Origin of the sequence: Pseudomonas sp. P135 (assembly GCF_020312125.1) — a bacterium.
GTDB lineage: Bacteria > Pseudomonadota > Gammaproteobacteria > Pseudomonadales > Pseudomonadaceae > Aquipseudomonas > Aquipseudomonas fragariae.
This window is the reverse complement of sequence record NZ_JAGPYR010000009.1, coordinates 41506-55561: the sequence shown is the minus strand read 5'-3', so window position 1 is coordinate 55561 and position 14056 is coordinate 41506. Positions and strand designations below refer to the sequence as shown.

The window sequence follows — 14056 nt, the reverse complement described above, 5'->3', positions numbered from 1 at the left end:
GGCCAGGTCGGCCCATGAAGACGCGTGCCTGTTCAGCTTCGCGCGCAATTTTGTGACAGACCGTGTGAAATTTCTGTCGCGAATTAAGCGCTTATAAAGCCTCACAGGCCACGCTCGAGAAAATCCGGCTCGAGGAGCCGGACCGACTCATCAGTCGTTGCTGGCCTTGCCTACGGCCTGCAGAACGTACTGTGGCAAGGCGAATGCGCCGATGTGGACTTCCGGATTGTAATAACGCGTAACAATACCGCTGCCCGAGAAACGCTGACGCAGGGTTTCCAGCGGCAGTTTGCGATAGCTCTTGTCGGTCGAACCCCAGGCGAAAGTCATTGCGCCGCCAATGTAGGTCGGGATCGCTGCGTGATAGAAATGCCAGTCGGCAAACAGACCGTTCATGCGCCCGGCCGTGGTCTGCACACCGCTCAACTGCATGAAAGGCGTGCCGTTCTGGGTGACCAGAATGCCGCCTTCATTGAGGCAGCGATGGCAGGCCTGATAAAAGTTTTCCGAGAACAGGACTTCACCCGGGCCGATCGGATCGGTGGAGTCGGAGATGATCACGTCGAACTTCTCTTCGGTGGTCGCGACGAAGCGCATGCCGTCGTCGATCACCAGGTTCAGACGCGAATCGTCGAAGGCACCGCTGGAATGATTGGGCAGATATTCCTTGCACATCTCGACCACGGTCGCATCGATCTCGACCATGGTGATATGTTCGACGCTCATGTGCTTGGCGACTTCACGCAGCATGCCGCCGTCGCCACCGCCGATGATCAGTACGCGCTTGGCTGCACCGTGCGCCAGAATCGGCACATGGGTGAGCATTTCGTGGTAGATGAATTCGTCCGCTTCGGTGGTCTGAATGACGCCGTCCAGCGCCATGACGCGGCCCATGCGCGGGTTCTGGAAGATAACCAGGTGCTGGTGATCGGTACGTACTTCGTGAAGCATTTTTTCCATACGAAAGCGTTGGCCGTAGCCTTCGTATAACGTTTCCTGATAATCGCTCATGGGTAAGCTCCCGCTGGGTACTGATGACAGGACGGCCGACCGCCCACAACAAAGGCGCGCATTCTACGTCGAGGAACATGACAGGTCGAACCTCTATGCAGCCTGGCGTGGCATTGCCGCTGCAAATGCCCGCCGCATGAAACGAAAAACGCCTGACTACCCAAGGTAATCAAGCGTTATTTGCCCAGCGTATGGACGTATCACATGCGTACGTTACCACGCGGCCCGAGGATTGCCCAGATGATCAGGCCCACCACGGGAAGCAGTACGATCAGCAATACCCAAAGGATTTTCTTGCCCGTCTCGGCACCGCTTTTCAAGACGTTGATGATGGCCCAGATATCGAGCGCCAGAATGATCAAGCCGACCAGGCCGTTGAAGCTAGAACCCATGGTGTTGCCCCTAAATTAAATGCTTACCCTCCTAGGATAGTCGCGCCGTTCGGGGGTTCCGTTGAACCAACCTTATATTCTCGGGCTCCCAGACGGGGTCGACTTTATATTTCAGTCACCCTTGCTTCTCCCCCTTTACAAAGGTAGCCCTATCAATGCCTACGCCCGCATCATCCCGAACGCCCTGGGCGGCCTGGTTAAACCAGCTTCAGGGCAGCCCGCTGGTAAGCCTGGGCTTCGCCCTCGCCCTGCTGATCGTCGTCGGCCTCGGTGGCATCAGCCTTTACAACGCCTTCTATGGCACCAGTCAGGTCAACTTCAATCACGCCCTGCTGGGCGGTATCGCTGGTTTTCTGGCGACGGCGCTAGGCGCAGTGATGGCGGTTGCCCTGCGCAACGTCTCGCAACGCGCTCAGGACATCATGCTCGGGTTCGCTGCGGGGATGATGCTGGCGGCCAGTTCGTTCTCGCTGATTCTTCCAGGCCTGGAAGCCGCCCGGGACATTACCGACAGCGGGCCGTGGGCAGCTGCGACGGTTGTCGCCGGCCTGGGGCTGGGGGTGCTGCTGATGCTGGGGCTGGACAGGTTCACCCCGCACGAACATGAAAGCGTAGGCCGCCAGGGGCCTCATTCGGATCGAATCAGTCGGGTCTGGCTGTTCGTGCTGGCGATCACCCTGCATAACCTGCCCGAGGGCATGGCGATTGGCGTCAGTTTCGCCAGCGGCGACATGAACGTCGGCCTGCCATTGACCACGGCCATCGCCATTCAGGACATTCCCGAAGGTCTGGCCATTGCGCTGGCCCTGCGTGCGACCGGACTGTCGGCCTTCAAGGCGATGTTGGTGGCCATCGGTTCCGGCCTCATGGAGCCGCTGGGCTCACTGGTGGGCCTGGGCATCTCCAGCGGCTTTGCCATCGCCTACCCGTTGAGCATGGGGCTGGCGGCAGGCGCGATGATCTTCGTGGTCTCTCATGAAGTCATCCCGGAAACCCACCGCAATGGCCATCAGACCTCGGCAACCCTGGGCCTGATGGGCGGCTTTGCGGTGATGATGTTTCTCGATACGGCGCTGGGCTAACCGCGCAAGGCTTGCAGTGCAGGTGCGGCATGGATGCCGGCCGTTGCTGCCAGCTCGACTACGCGTGCTTCGTCACGGCCATACACCAGCACCGCTTGCAACTCGTCATCCAGTGGCTGGCTGAAGTTCATCAGCACATAGCCGCCCATCTCCTTGTTCATGCTGCTCAACTGAATCTGAATGCGATTGAGCGCGACCAGCGGCTCTACCTTGGCCAGCTGCCTGGGCTTGATGTTGAAGGTCACGTCCTTGCCAAACGACTGCACGATCTGCTCGAACAGGTCCATGTAGCTGTCGGCCTGGAACAGTACGGTTTCCGGCAGGCTGCCCACCACGACCCACTCGCCCAGCGGGATCGGGAATGTATCGTCGTAGTTGATATCAGGGTTGGCCGCCAGAAATGCCTGCGGATCGGCATACGCCTGCGCGGCTTCATCGGCGATATGCACGATCTCATCGTCGCCCATGCAGCCGGAGCTGACTTTGCTGATTAATTCGACCAGTGAGTCTTTCATGGGGGCGATCCTGATAGCGGGCAAAAAAAGAGGCGCGAAGGATAACGGTAAATCCATCGCGCCTCTATGTGTTCATGCCTTGCGGTCAATGCACTCGCCGTCAGGACCGGGCTGGCTGCACGCCCATTTTGCTCAACTGCTCGATGGTGACGGTCGCGCCCATTGCCTGAGCGGCGCCCAGTGCAGTGATGCCCTTGGCATCGGTGGCATGCGGGTCCGCGCCCTGACTGATCAGATAATCGACTATTTCGTTGCGATTGAACATCGCTGCCATCATCAATGCGGTACGCCCATCAGCAGAGGCACCGTCTATATCGGCACCCGCCTCGACCAGCAACCTGACCACTGCCAGATCGCCCTTGAACGCTGCGCCGGCGATGGGGCTTTGGCCATTATCGTTGCGGATTTCAGGATCAGCCTTGTGGTTCAGCAGCACACGGACCGCATCCGCATGGCAGTGATAGCTGGCCAGCATCAGCAGCGTATCGCCCTTGTGGTTGCGCAGATCTGCCGGCAGGCCCTTTTCAAGCAGACGCTCGAGCATGACGGCATTCCCCTGGCGAGCCACATCGAATACCTGCTCGGCGAACTCGGCAGCTTCGTCTTCAGTCATGGTTTTCGAAGCGCTGATATCTGTATCGGTCATTAACTACTCCTTGGCGCACGGTACTCCGGGTATGCGTTGACCCGGCATCGATAAACACACTGACCTCAACTCTCGCCAGCTGTTCGATTGGCATCGATCCCCATGCGCAATGCCTGCTCATGATCGCCGCAATGCATGCAATCGCCCTTCTGCCCGATGCCCATCGTGCAAGAAACGGCAAAATGCAGGGCGCACGACGGGCGTTCATGCAAAATGCACGAAGCCTGAAAACAAGAGATATTTCAAGTTATTGATTTTAAAGGATTAAATCTCAAGTAAAGTCTGGCACAGACACTGCAATAGTACTTGCAAGCTTGTTATCCCATGAGCAATGGAGCCGCCTCACATGACTTTTATTCAAGAAAAATTCGCTTCCGTATTCTCCGACTACACCGTCACCACTCAACCGCGTCCCGATGGTGGTGTTCTGTTGTCACTGCGTACCCAGGATGGTAAGCAGATCCGTCGCTCAGTCTCTTATGCTCAGTTGCACACTCCGGTTCAACTGGAATGGGTAATCAGTGCCATCCGCCGTGACCTGGCTGCACAAGCCAGCGAGTTGCCAGCCATCTCGATGCTGCAAAGCCAGCACCGTTTTGATCTGCCGACGTATCACACACGTTGATTTGCCCGCCACCCTCTTGGGTGGCACCCGCTGTACGCTCTCTCATCCCTTGTTTGCCGCGATTACACCTTGTTCTCGCGGCTTTTTTTTGCCTGCGTTTTGTCCGCCGACTATCTGATAAGGCCACGACACAGTGCTTCGCCCACCGCTTGTGCCCTGTTGGCAACGCCGAGCTTGGAGTAGATGGTCTTGAGGTGATACTTCACCGTCGACTCCGACACGTCGCGGATCATCGAGATCTCCCAGGCCGTCTTCCCGTCTCTGGCCCACTGCAAGACTTCCAGCTCACGATGGGTCAGACCGCGCGAACAGAACTTCAGACCCCGCGCGACACTGTGCAGCACCGGCATGAGACTGCTCATGAGGTACTTTTGTTCAGCGCTGATGGGCCGCGCCACTTCGCCCAGGCTACACACCGATGTCACGCTGTCGGCACCGCGGCAATGATTGGTGTAGCCGTAGGAGATGGCCGGAAGCAGTTCACAGGCATCGACCAGCTCGTCATAAAAGGCGGATACCGGGTATTGCCTGAACGCATCCTGCCAGTTAAGGAAGCCCAGTTGATTGCGATAACAACGGATTACCGGGTCCTGCATGATCAGATCGTGCTGACGGTAGGCATCGCCCCACGCTTCGTCGACGTTGGAGGTGATGAACGTCAGCAACAGCGGCCCCTTGAACTGAAAGAACATCGCGCGCTCGCTGTTGCATTCGCGCCGTAACCACTCGAGTGCATTTTCGATGGCGGTCTGCCCATCGAGCTCGGTAATCGTGCTCACCATCTGCTGTATCAATAAGTCCCTGGTTGCGCTTTCTGTCATGGCACTGCACATCGCTGCCGCTCCTTGTTCGCCCGTGAATCGGTACAGGTGTTGTCCGTGACCCCGTTGGCGATGGCGCAGAACTTACACGAATAATCACGTTGAAAAACGGCGAACAGAACAAACAGATTCAACGCACTTTCAACCCGGCAACAGCTCACCAGAAAGCAGGAAAAGTCCTACAGACGTAGTGCGTGAGCCTTGCGGCAGGCAGTTTTCAATGCAGCGGCATCAGGACGATGCCGCGCACAGCAGGCGGGAGTCTTCTAGAAAGCGGCTGGGTCGATAAGCGCAAAACTGGTCACATACCGGTGCCCGGCAAGTGCCCCGCCATCACGCGCAAGACCACAGGTGGCCATGCCGGCGGCCTGTGCGGCATCGAGTTCTTCGACGATATCCGACAGGAACAGAATGTCCCCGGCAGGACAGTCCATTGCCTGGGCAATCGTCCGGTAGGACTGCGCTTCGCGCTTGGGGCCGGAGGTCGTATCGAAGTAACCGCTGAACAGGCCGGACAGATCGCCCGCCTCGGAACAGCCGAAAATCAATTGCTGAGCCTGAATAGAGCCCGAGGAATAAACGTAAAGCCGGTAGCCCTGTTGATGCCAGTGTTTCAAGGCATCGACAGCATCCGGATAAACATGCCCCTTTAGCTGTCCGGCGTTGTAACCCTGCTCCCAGACCATCCCCTGCAGGGCCTTGAGCGGTGTGGCTTTGCGGTCCTCGGCGATCCATTCCAGCAGGAGTGCAATGACGCGCTCGACATCGGCGTCCGGCTCACCGGCCAGGTCGCGCACCGCCTGCAACTGCTGCGCCACGGCCGGTTGCTCGGCATGTTCGCGAACGAATGCGGGCAGGTGCTTTCTGGCGAACGGAAACAGCACGTCGAAAACGAAACTCACTGCACTGGTGGTGCCTTCGATATCCGTGAGGATAGCTTTGATGGGCATCAGAATCGGGCTCCTGTCAGTCTTCCAGCCGTGGAAAACGGCCGGCAATGTCTTCACCGGTAAAATTGGCCACCCAGCCTTCCGGGTTGTTGAACAGGCGGATGGCCACGAAGTGCGGGTTTTCGCCCATATCGAACCAGTGCCGCGTGCCGGCCGGTACGGAAATCAGGTCGTTCTTTTCGCACAGCACGGCGTACACATAGTCGTCGATGTGCAAGGTGAACAAGCCCCGCCCGGCGACGAAAAAGCGTACTTCGTCTTCGCCGTGGCGGTGCTCTTCAAGAAACCTGGCGCGCAATTCGGCTTTTTGCGGGTGATCGCTGTTGAGACTGATGACGTCCACGGTGACATAACCGCGTTCGGTCATCAGCGTGTCGATCTGCGTGCGATAGGCGCTGATCACCTCTTCCTGACTGGCACCGGGAGTGATCGGCGTCGCGGCTTCCCAACGGTCGAACGCCACGCCGTGCTCGGCCAGTGTCGACGCGATGTCTTCCAGATGGGTCAGCACCTTGTTGGGCATATCAGGGCTTGAAACGTGATAAACGGACAGGCTGCTCATGCGTGAATCCTCGGTTTGGTGCAACGCCTTCCGGCTTTTACAGGCCGGTCAGGCTTACAGACTGGTTTGGCAAGACGTTGTCAGCGGTTCATTACCGCGCGCATTTTCAGTTCGCACTCGAACAGGAACTCGAACGCTTCGATCTGGCGCAAGGCGTCGCTCATTTTAGCCCCCCAGGTGTAGAGGCCATGACCGCGGATCAGGTAGCCGGCGCACTCGGGATGGGTGTCCAGCCAAGGCTGCACCTTTGCCGCGAGACGGGCAATGTCCTGATCGTTGTCGAAAATCGGTACCACGACCTGCGACTCGTGAGTGACCACGCCGCTAAAGGCCTTCTGCAGTTCGTAATCCTCGAACACCAGATGATCGGCCGTGGTCAGCCTCGACAACACGGTCGCGTTCACCGAATGGGTGTGCAGCACCGCGCCGACTTGCGGCCTGCAGCTGTACAACTGGGTATGCAGCAAGGTTTCGGCAGACGGCTTTTTACCGGGCTCCAGGCTGTTGCCAGCCAGATCGGTGGCCAGCACATCGTCAGGGCCCAACTGGCCCTTGTGCTTGCCGGATACGGTCAACAACGCCTCACTGGCAGAAAGGCGCGCAGAATAATTGCTGCTGGTGGCAGGCGACCAGCCACGGCCGTACAGAAAACGCCCGGCCTCAATGATTTCCAGGCTCAATTGTTCGCGGCTCATACACCTTCCTCTTTCTTGGGTGTGACAATCATGACGGCAGCGGCAAAGGCTGCAAGGCTGGCGATGGCAAAGGTCCAGGTCGGCCCCAGCGCGTTCCAGCTGTAACCGGAATACAGAGCGCCCAACGCCCCGCCGACCCCGGACAAGGCAGCATAAAGCGCTTGCCCCTGACCTTGCTGACGCGGACCGAAGCTACTTTGCACGAAATGAATGGCAGCGGCGTGAAAGCTGCCGAACGTGGCGGCGTGCATCACCTGGGCAATCAGCAGCGCGGTGAGGTGATCGGCAAACAGCCCCAGCAGCAGCCAGCGCAGTGCGGCCAGCAGAAAACTGGCGAACAGTACCTGGCGCACGGTGAAGCGCTGCAGAATCCGGCTCATGACCATGAACATCAGCACTTCAGCCACCACGCCGACCGCCCATAGCAGGCCGATCAGGCCGCGGCTGTAACCGAGCGCTTCGAGGTGCAGGGTCAAAAAGGTGTAATACGGCCCATGGCTGAGCACCATCAGCGCAACACTGAGGTAGAACGCCCATACACCGGGGCGCGCCAGTTGCCTGAGAAAGCCGCCCGACCCGGTTTCGCGGCTCGACGGTGAGGGTTGCGCATTCGGCACCCACCAGCTGCTGATAACGATACCGGACATGATCGTCAGCGCGATGTAGGGGAACAGGTCCAGGCTGAACCATTCAAACACCCGCCCCAGCACCACGACGGCCAGAATGAAACCGATCGAACCCCACAGCCGAACCTGGCTGTAACGCGAGGCCTGGCCTTGCAGGTGCGCGAGGGTGATGACTTCGAACTGCGGCAGGATGGCGTGCCAGAAGAACGCATAGAGCGCCATGACCATCGCCAGCCAGGCATAGCTTTTTTCGACCAGAATCAGCGAAAACGCCAGCAACGTGCAGATGGCGCCAGACCGCACAATGGTCAGACGCCAACCGGTGTGATCACCCAGCCACCCCCAGAGATTGGGCGCGACGCAGCGCATCAGCATGGGAATGGCGACCAGCTCGCCGATCCGTGCGCTGGAAAAACCCAGATGATGCAGGTAAAGGGCTATGAACGGCGCCGACAGGCCCAGCAAGGCGAAATAGCATACGTAGAACCCGGACAGCCGCCAGTAAGGCAGCTGTCCGCCGCCAGGTTGCGCCACGCTAGCAATCCGCAACCGTGACGGCGTGCATTACACCTGCCCCAGCACAGGTGTGTTGACGCTGACGTCGGCGTTCTGACCGCGATGGCGCAGCAGGTGATCGAGCAGAACGATGGCCATCATTGCCTCGGCAATCGGTGTGGCACGGATGCCGACACACGGGTCATGCCGACCTTTGGTGATGACATCGGCGGCGTTGCCATCGACATCGATCGAACGCCCTGGCGTGGTGATGCTGGAGGTCGGCTTGAGCGCCAGATGCGCGATGATCGGCTGGCCGGAGGAAATGCCGCCGAGAATGCCGCCCGCGTGATTGGACAGGAAACCCTGTGGCGTCATCTCGTCGCGGTGCTCGGTGCCGCGCTGGGCAACACAGTCGAAACCGGCACCGATTTCCACACCCTTGACCGCGTTGATGCTCATCAGCGCGTGCGCGAGCTCAGCGTCCAGACGATCGAAGATCGGCTCGCCGAGACCCGGCATTACCCCGTCTGCGACCACGGTGATTTTCGCACCGACCGAGTCCTGATCACGTCGCAGCTGGTCCATGTAGGCTTCCAGTTCCGGCACCTTGTCAGGGTCGGGGCAGAAAAACGCGTTGTCTTCTACCGAATCCCAGGTCTTGAACGGGATCTGGATCGGGCCAAGCTGGCTCATGTAGCCGCGAATGACGATGCCCTGGCTTGCCAGATACTTCTTGGCGATGGCCCCCGCAGCCACACGCATGGCGGTTTCCCTTGCCGAACTGCGTCCGCCACCGCGGTAGTCGCGGATGCCGTACTTGTGGTGATAGGTGTAATCGGCGTGGGCCGGGCGGAACAGGTCCTTGATCGCCGAATAGTCCTTGGATTTCTGATCGGTGTTGCGGATCAGCAGGCCTATGGACGCGCCGGTGGTCTTGCCCTCGAAGACACCCGAGAGTATCTGGACCTCATCGGCTTCCTGACGCTGCGTGGTATGGCGGCTGGTGCCCGGCTTGCGCCGGTCCAGGTCGCGCTGCAGGTCTTGCAGGTCCAGCTCCAGCCCCGGCGGGCAGCCGTCGACGATAGCGACCAGCGCCGGGCCGTGGCTTTCGCCGGCGGTGGTGACAGTGAACAGCTTGCCGAAAGTGTTGCCGGACATGCGGGCGCTCCGAAAAATCAGCCAAAAAACCAGATCGTTAAACCAAGCGCGCCAGTATACGCAGGCTCGCGGTTCAGTTCATCCTCGAACCTTCTGTCACCGCGTGCGTCCAAGCGTGACTCCCCCAATGATGGCCTTGCGATGTTATCCGGTATTTCCCTGCTTCGAGTTCCCAACGCGCTGCGTCTGCTGGCCCTGCCGATAACCCTGATCCTGAGCCTGGCCGCCGCAACCGCCAGCGCTGCGGCGCCCGGTACGGTGCAGCGGCCGATAAGCGTGGATACCGAGAACGGCAAGCTGTACGGCACGCTGCTCATGCCGCGTTCCGACAAACCGGTGCCGGTGGTGCTGATCGTCGCCGGTTCCGGCCCCACCGACCGCGACGGCAACAACCCGGAGGGTGGACGCAACGACAGCATGAAACGCCTGGCGGTGATCCTGGCCAGCAACAATATCGCCAGCGTGCGCTACGACAAACGCGGCGTCGCGGCCAGCAAGGCGGTCACGCCGGATGAACGCAACCTGAGCGTCGAGCGCTACGTGGCCGATGTGCAGCTCTGGGCCAGAGCGCTGAAAGCCAACCCGCGCCTGGGCCAGTTGATTCTGTTGGGCCACAGCGAAGGTGCGCTGGTGGCGACGCTGGCGGCTGAAAAGGTAGGTGCAGCGGCGCTGATTTCCGTGGCCGGCACCGGGCGACCGGTGGATCAGGTGCTGCGCGAACAGTTTCAGGAGCGCCTGCCACCGGACCTGCTGCAGCGCAGCGATCAGTTGCTCGACGAACTCAAGGCCGGCAAGACCGATGACAACGTGCCCGCCGAGCTGGAAGTGGTGTTCCGCCCCAGTGTCCAGCCGTACCTGATCTCGCTGTTCCGCCAGGACCCGGCGGCGGCTTTCGGTGCCTTGCACATTCCGGCGCTGATCGTTCAGGGTCGCAACGACATTCAGGTCGGTGTGGGTGATGCGCTGCTGTTGCAGAAGGCCAAGCCGGATGCACAGCTGTCCCTGATCGACGGCATGAATCATGTGCTGCGCATCGTCCCGGACGATTTGCAGCAACAACTGCTCTCCTACCGCAATCCGACCCAGCCGCTGGCCAGTGAAGTGACCGAGCGGATCCTGAGCTTCATCAAGGCGCTGCCTCACCCGGATGCCACACCCGGGAAAAAGATCTGACGCGCGTTAGTCAAAAGCCCTTCAGTCCTGGCGAATCTGGCCGATAGCGATTTGCTGGCCCTGTGTTCCGGCACCTTAGTGTTTCGGCACCTTTATGCCCCGGCGAACGTGCTCCGGGGCAAGGCCCAGGAAAGGACACCCTTATGACAGACGCAACTACCATGACTGAAACCCCCGCAGAACCGGCCAGCGCAGAAGTCGCAGTGCCGGTGCCCCCGCAGCCGTGGGAAGACGTTCTGCCCGAAAGCTTTCAGATGCTGCGTCTGTCGCCGCTGCCCACCGACCGCGCGACCGGCGGCCGCCCTCTGCGCTTCGTACAGTTCGGCCGTGCCGAGCGGCACAGCAAGGCGTTGAGCCTGCTGCGCATCACGGTGCAATTGCCAGGTCAGCGGGTGCGCAAGGAACAGAACCATCTGGATATCTGGGCCGACCACGAAAAACGCATGGTGCGCTTCGGTCCCGAGTCAGGCTTGCAGATCGAGCCATGGAACCGCGGTATCGGACGCTTCATGATTGCTCATGCGGTGCATTGGGCGCAGAAAAGATGGTCTTCCTACAAGATTGAAGGCGTGGCGCTGGCCAGCAAGGACGGTCTGAACGAAGACACACGTCTGCGTCGCGATCACTTTCTGCGCACGCTGGGCTTTGAAGTGACGTATGCCGATGCCCAGCACATGAAAGGCGCGATCAAGGATGTACACGTCGGCAACCTGCACAGCACCTGGAACAACGACAAGGTGCAGATCATCGAGATTCTCGAAGCCTCGCAGATGCTGGAAAAGGCCGAGAAAAATCTGATCGAGCAGGAAGTGACGATTCGCCAGCATGAAGACCGGGTCAGCAAATACAAGCGTGAAGACAGCGGCCTGCGCTTCACGATTGCCTGTCTGGTGACCTTCGCGGTGTTCCAGGCCGGGCTGCTGATCTGGATCGCAACGCACCGATAAGAGACGCGCCGATAAAGCCGTTAAAATAAAAAAGGGAGGCTGATATCAGCCTCCCTTTTGTCTCAGCCTCAGCCGCTTATCGCGGCTGTTGAGCTCAAACCTTCGACTGGAACAGTGCCTGATGGTCGCGGCACTGTTCTGCCGTGAGCATGAACACACCATGCCCGCCGCGCTGGAAGTCCAGCCAGGCGAAATCGACCTCCGGGTACAGCGCCTGCACGTGCACCTGGCTATTGCCGACCTCGACGATCAACAGGCCCTTCTCGTTCAGATGATCGGCGGCCTGGGCGAGCATGCGGCGGACCAGGTTCAGACCGTCGCTGCCACAGGCCAGCGCCAGCTCCGGCTCATGCTGATACTCGTCGGGCATATCGGCAAAGTCTTCGGCGTCCACATAGGGCGGGTTGGACACGATCAGGTCGAAGCGCTGACCCGGCAGGCCGTCGAATCCGTCGCCCTGAACGGTGTAGACGCGATCCTCCATGCCGTGACGTTCGATGTTCTGATTGGCCACTTCCAGTGCGTCGTAGGACAGGTCGGCCAGGGCCACCTCGGCTTCGGGAAACACCTCGGCGCAGGCGATACCGATGCAACCGGAGCCTGTGCACAGGTCGAGAATCCGCGCCGGCTCGTCGGCCAGCCAGGGGGCGAAACGCTCTTCGATCAGCTCGGCGATGGGCGAACGCGGGATCAAGACGCGGTCATCGACAATGAACGACATGCCACAGAACCAGGCCTCGCCCAGCAGATAAGGAGTTGGCACACGCTCATCGATGCGACGCTTGATCAAGCGTTGCAGTTCGGATATTTCATCGACTTCCATACGGCAATCCAGGTAGCTGTCGGCAATTTCCCAAGGCAGGTGCAGTGCGCCCAGCACCAGTTGCCGTGCTTCATCCCAGGCATTGTCGGTGCCATGACCGAAAAATACGTCTTCCTCGTGAAAGCGGCTGACGGCCCAGCGTATATGGTCGCGCACGGTACGCAGACGGGAAGTGATCATGGACAAACTCCTTGAAAGGCAACGAACTGCTGTAAGACGAGCCTCGGTGAACAGTCTGGTTACGAACAACGTGCATTCTTCGTACCCGATAGGCGGGGAAGTTTCCATGATTCGTCTACCGCCATCAAGGCAAACCGCCAGCCACCCCCTCCTGCAACTGCCCTGCAGGCCATAAAAACCGTGGCCTGCGATGGTTGCCATTCCCAGAACGCTTCAGCCAGAGGACAATGTCGCAAAAGCCCCACACCAAGGAGCCCGTGAATGTCCGATTTAAAGACCATGTTTCAACTCAGTGGCAGGGTGCATGCGCCCGCCCATCTGAGTAACGCGACGCTGATCATCATCGACGCGCAAAAAGAATACCTCCGCGGCCCGCTGGCCCTGACCGGCGTCAGAGAAGCCATGGCCAACATCGGCCGGCTGGTCGAGAAGGCACGTGCGGTCAAGTGCCCGATCGTTCACATCCGCCATCTGGGCACTGTGGGCGGCCCGTTCGACCCCCATGGCGAGCGCGGTGAACTGGTGCCGGAGCTGTTGCCGCAGGGCGATGAACATCTGGTCGAGAAGCGCCTGCCCAATGCCTTCAATGGCACCGGGCTGCATGAACTGCTGCAGAGTCTGGGGCACCTGGACCTGATCGTTTGTGGCTTCATGAGTCATTCGAGTATCAGCACCACGGTTCGCGCCACCAAGGACTACGGTTATCGCTGCACCCTGGTCGACGATGCCTGCGCAACCCGCGACCTGCCGAGCCCGCACGGCGTGGTCAGCGCAGAGGTCGTGCACCGAACCGAGATGGCAATCATGGCCGACAACTTCGCCACCCTGGCACTGACCAAAGATCTTGTCTGACGCGACACAGGCGAGGAAGCGTGTGACAGCGTTCACATAACCGCCCATCCTGTGCCGTCATGGATCGTCCCGGAGGCGGGAACCACCCCTCCTTCCCCGGGTCAGAGCGCCGATACTCCATTGAGCTGATACCTGTTGAGGAAAAGGCATGAAAACGTCAGATGGTTTCGATGCACGTCGCCTGCGCCCCAGGGGTCAGGGCAACTGGGGCAAACGCATCGGCACGCTGATCGCACTGCTCCTTGTGGTCGCGGGCCTGTTGCTGACGATTGCCGGTGCATCCAGCCTCACGGTTCATCCGCAGATGCTCGGTGAACTCAACGCCAGTCCCGGCGGCGCGGCGTTTGTCGCCATCGGCGGATTGCTGGTGCTGTACATGGGTGTCTGGCTATGGCGCCGCTGCCGTCGTCAGCGCAGTGCTGGCGGCTTGAGTATCTCTTCGCATCTGATGAAAAAACACAACTGACCCTCTCGCCGGACCGGTTAGAATGGCCTCCTTC

17 protein-coding genes are annotated in these 14056 nt (G+C 59.8%); 6 read left to right on the top strand and 11 right to left on the bottom strand.

Translation table 11 applies throughout. The features are described from left to right. Positions 1-150: 150 nt before the first annotated feature. Together speE and KBY08_RS15630 are read right to left on the bottom strand one after the other, a co-directional pair. Entirely contained in the window at positions 151-1011 is an 861-nt protein-coding gene (speE, locus tag KBY08_RS15635) for a polyamine aminopropyltransferase (RefSeq protein WP_003371548.1), read from the bottom strand. A 200-nt stretch (positions 1012-1211) separates the two neighbouring features. Continuing rightward, complete coding sequence (locus tag KBY08_RS15630) at positions 1212-1403, bottom strand: PLDc N-terminal domain-containing protein (RefSeq protein ID WP_003315122.1); 192 nt, start codon at positions 1401-1403, stop codon at positions 1212-1214. Positions 1404-1558: 155 nt separating this feature from the next. On the opposite strand from KBY08_RS15630, the gene KBY08_RS15625 reads away from it, so the two are divergent. Beyond that, positions 1559-2485, top strand: coding sequence for a ZIP family metal transporter (locus tag KBY08_RS15625; protein WP_003405769.1), 927 nt, complete (start codon positions 1559-1561; stop codon positions 2483-2485). On the opposite strand, the gene KBY08_RS15620 is transcribed toward KBY08_RS15625, so the two are convergent. Next, positions 2482-3000 (bottom strand): hypothetical protein, encoded by a 519-nt coding sequence (locus KBY08_RS15620; RefSeq protein ID WP_003405772.1) that lies wholly within the window; start codon positions 2998-3000, stop codon positions 2482-2484. The two genes, KBY08_RS15625 and KBY08_RS15620, sit on opposite strands and share 4 nt — an antisense overlap. Before the next feature lie 100 nt (positions 3001-3100). Then, positions 3101-3646 (bottom strand): ankyrin repeat domain-containing protein, encoded by a 546-nt coding sequence (locus KBY08_RS15615; protein WP_003405774.1) that lies wholly within the window; start codon positions 3644-3646, stop codon positions 3101-3103. 346 nt (positions 3647-3992) lie between these two features. Between KBY08_RS15615 and KBY08_RS15610 the strand changes: the two genes are divergently transcribed. Next, on the top strand, positions 3993-4271 hold the full coding sequence (locus tag KBY08_RS15610; protein WP_003315128.1) for a DUF3509 domain-containing protein: 279 nt from the start codon (positions 3993-3995) through the stop codon (positions 4269-4271). 110 nt (positions 4272-4381) lie between these two features. On the opposite strand, the gene KBY08_RS15605 is transcribed toward KBY08_RS15610, so the two are convergent. The 6 genes from KBY08_RS15605 to aroC all read right to left on the bottom strand — a co-directional run bounded on the left by KBY08_RS15605 (position 4382) and on the right by aroC (position 9581). Beyond that, entirely contained in the window at positions 4382-5104 is a 723-nt protein-coding gene (locus KBY08_RS15605) for a helix-turn-helix transcriptional regulator (RefSeq protein ID WP_024640612.1), read from the bottom strand. 254 nt (positions 5105-5358) lie between these two features. Next, entirely contained in the window at positions 5359-6042 is a 684-nt protein-coding gene (gene mtnC / locus KBY08_RS15600; RefSeq protein WP_024640613.1) for an acireductone synthase, read from the bottom strand. Between the two features lie 16 nt (positions 6043-6058). After that, positions 6059-6604, bottom strand: a complete 546-nt coding sequence (locus tag KBY08_RS15595; RefSeq protein ID WP_011267284.1) for a 1,2-dihydroxy-3-keto-5-methylthiopentene dioxygenase — start codon at positions 6602-6604, stop codon at positions 6059-6061. An 80-nt stretch (positions 6605-6684) separates the two neighbouring features. Next, positions 6685-7299 carry a methylthioribulose 1-phosphate dehydratase gene (locus KBY08_RS15590; protein WP_003405783.1) on the bottom strand — a complete coding sequence of 205 codons (615 nt, stop codon included), beginning with the start codon at positions 7297-7299 and terminating at the stop codon, positions 6685-6687. After that, positions 7296-8459 (bottom strand): MFS transporter, encoded by a 1164-nt coding sequence (locus KBY08_RS15585; protein WP_111522481.1) that lies wholly within the window; start codon positions 8457-8459, stop codon positions 7296-7298. Before KBY08_RS15585 ends, KBY08_RS15590 begins: the two co-directional genes overlap by 4 nt. A gap of 30 nt (positions 8460-8489) precedes the next feature. Continuing rightward, entirely contained in the window at positions 8490-9581 is a 1092-nt protein-coding gene (gene aroC / locus KBY08_RS15580) for a chorismate synthase (protein WP_111522480.1), read from the bottom strand. Positions 9582-9722: 141 nt separating this feature from the next. On the opposite strand from aroC, the gene KBY08_RS15575 reads away from it, so the two are divergent. Next, on the top strand, positions 9723-10754 hold the full coding sequence (locus tag KBY08_RS15575; RefSeq protein WP_058822461.1) for an alpha/beta hydrolase: 1032 nt from the start codon (positions 9723-9725) through the stop codon (positions 10752-10754). A gap of 143 nt (positions 10755-10897) precedes the next feature. Further along, on the top strand, positions 10898-11701 hold the full coding sequence (locus tag KBY08_RS15570; RefSeq protein WP_024642073.1) for a hypothetical protein: 804 nt from the start codon (positions 10898-10900) through the stop codon (positions 11699-11701). Positions 11702-11795: 94 nt separating this feature from the next. Here the strand turns inward: KBY08_RS15570 and prmB are convergent, their stop codons facing one another. Continuing rightward, complete coding sequence (gene prmB / locus KBY08_RS15565; RefSeq protein ID WP_024651614.1) at positions 11796-12704, bottom strand: 50S ribosomal protein L3 N(5)-glutamine methyltransferase; 909 nt, start codon at positions 12702-12704, stop codon at positions 11796-11798. Between the two features lie 261 nt (positions 12705-12965). Here prmB and KBY08_RS15560 point away from each other — a divergent pair, with 261 nt between their 5' ends. Both KBY08_RS15560 and KBY08_RS15555 read left to right on the top strand, forming a co-directional pair. After that, the gene (locus KBY08_RS15560) at positions 12966-13556 is read left to right on the top strand and encodes a cysteine hydrolase family protein (protein ID WP_003315142.1); all 591 of its coding nucleotides are present in this window, start codon (positions 12966-12968) and stop codon (positions 13554-13556) included. Positions 13557-13704: 148 nt separating this feature from the next. Further along, positions 13705-14022 carry a hypothetical protein gene (locus KBY08_RS15555; protein ID WP_003405796.1) on the top strand — a complete coding sequence of 106 codons (318 nt, stop codon included), beginning with the start codon at positions 13705-13707 and terminating at the stop codon, positions 14020-14022. The last annotated feature ends 34 nt before the right edge of the window (positions 14023-14056 follow it).

Bases quoted from the DNA above. Each gene is read 5' to 3' on its own strand.
- speE (WP_003371548.1), bottom strand. From the start codon at position 1,011: ATGAGCGATTATCAGGAAACGTTATACGAAGGCTACGGCCAACGCTTT.
- KBY08_RS15630 (WP_003315122.1), bottom strand. From the start codon at position 1,403: ATGGGTTCTAGCTTCAACGGCCTGGTCGGCTTGATCATTCTGGCGCTC.
- KBY08_RS15625 (WP_003405769.1), top strand. From the start codon at position 1,559: ATGCCTACGCCCGCATCATCCCGAACGCCCTGGGCGGCCTGGTTAAAC.
- KBY08_RS15620 (WP_003405772.1), bottom strand. From the start codon at position 3,000: ATGAAAGACTCACTGGTCGAATTAATCAGCAAAGTCAGCTCCGGCTGC.
- KBY08_RS15615 (WP_003405774.1), bottom strand. From the start codon at position 3,646: ATGACCGATACAGATATCAGCGCTTCGAAAACCATGACTGAAGACGAA.
- KBY08_RS15610 (WP_003315128.1), top strand. From the start codon at position 3,993: ATGACTTTTATTCAAGAAAAATTCGCTTCCGTATTCTCCGACTACACC.
- KBY08_RS15605 (WP_024640612.1), bottom strand. From the start codon at position 5,104: ATGTGCAGTGCCATGACAGAAAGCGCAACCAGGGACTTATTGATACAG.
- mtnC (WP_024640613.1), bottom strand. From the start codon at position 6,042: ATGCCCATCAAAGCTATCCTCACGGATATCGAAGGCACCACCAGTGCA.
- KBY08_RS15595 (WP_011267284.1), bottom strand. From the start codon at position 6,604: ATGAGCAGCCTGTCCGTTTATCACGTTTCAAGCCCTGATATGCCCAAC.
- KBY08_RS15590 (WP_003405783.1), bottom strand. From the start codon at position 7,299: ATGAGCCGCGAACAATTGAGCCTGGAAATCATTGAGGCCGGGCGTTTT.
- aroC (WP_111522480.1), bottom strand. From the start codon at position 9,581: ATGTCCGGCAACACTTTCGGCAAGCTGTTCACTGTCACCACCGCCGGC.
- KBY08_RS15575 (WP_058822461.1), top strand. From the start codon at position 9,723: ATGTTATCCGGTATTTCCCTGCTTCGAGTTCCCAACGCGCTGCGTCTG.
- KBY08_RS15570 (WP_024642073.1), top strand. From the start codon at position 10,898: ATGACAGACGCAACTACCATGACTGAAACCCCCGCAGAACCGGCCAGC.
- prmB (WP_024651614.1), bottom strand. From the start codon at position 12,704: ATGATCACTTCCCGTCTGCGTACCGTGCGCGACCATATACGCTGGGCC.
- KBY08_RS15560 (WP_003315142.1), top strand. From the start codon at position 12,966: ATGTCCGATTTAAAGACCATGTTTCAACTCAGTGGCAGGGTGCATGCG.
- KBY08_RS15555 (WP_003405796.1), top strand. From the start codon at position 13,705: ATGAAAACGTCAGATGGTTTCGATGCACGTCGCCTGCGCCCCAGGGGT.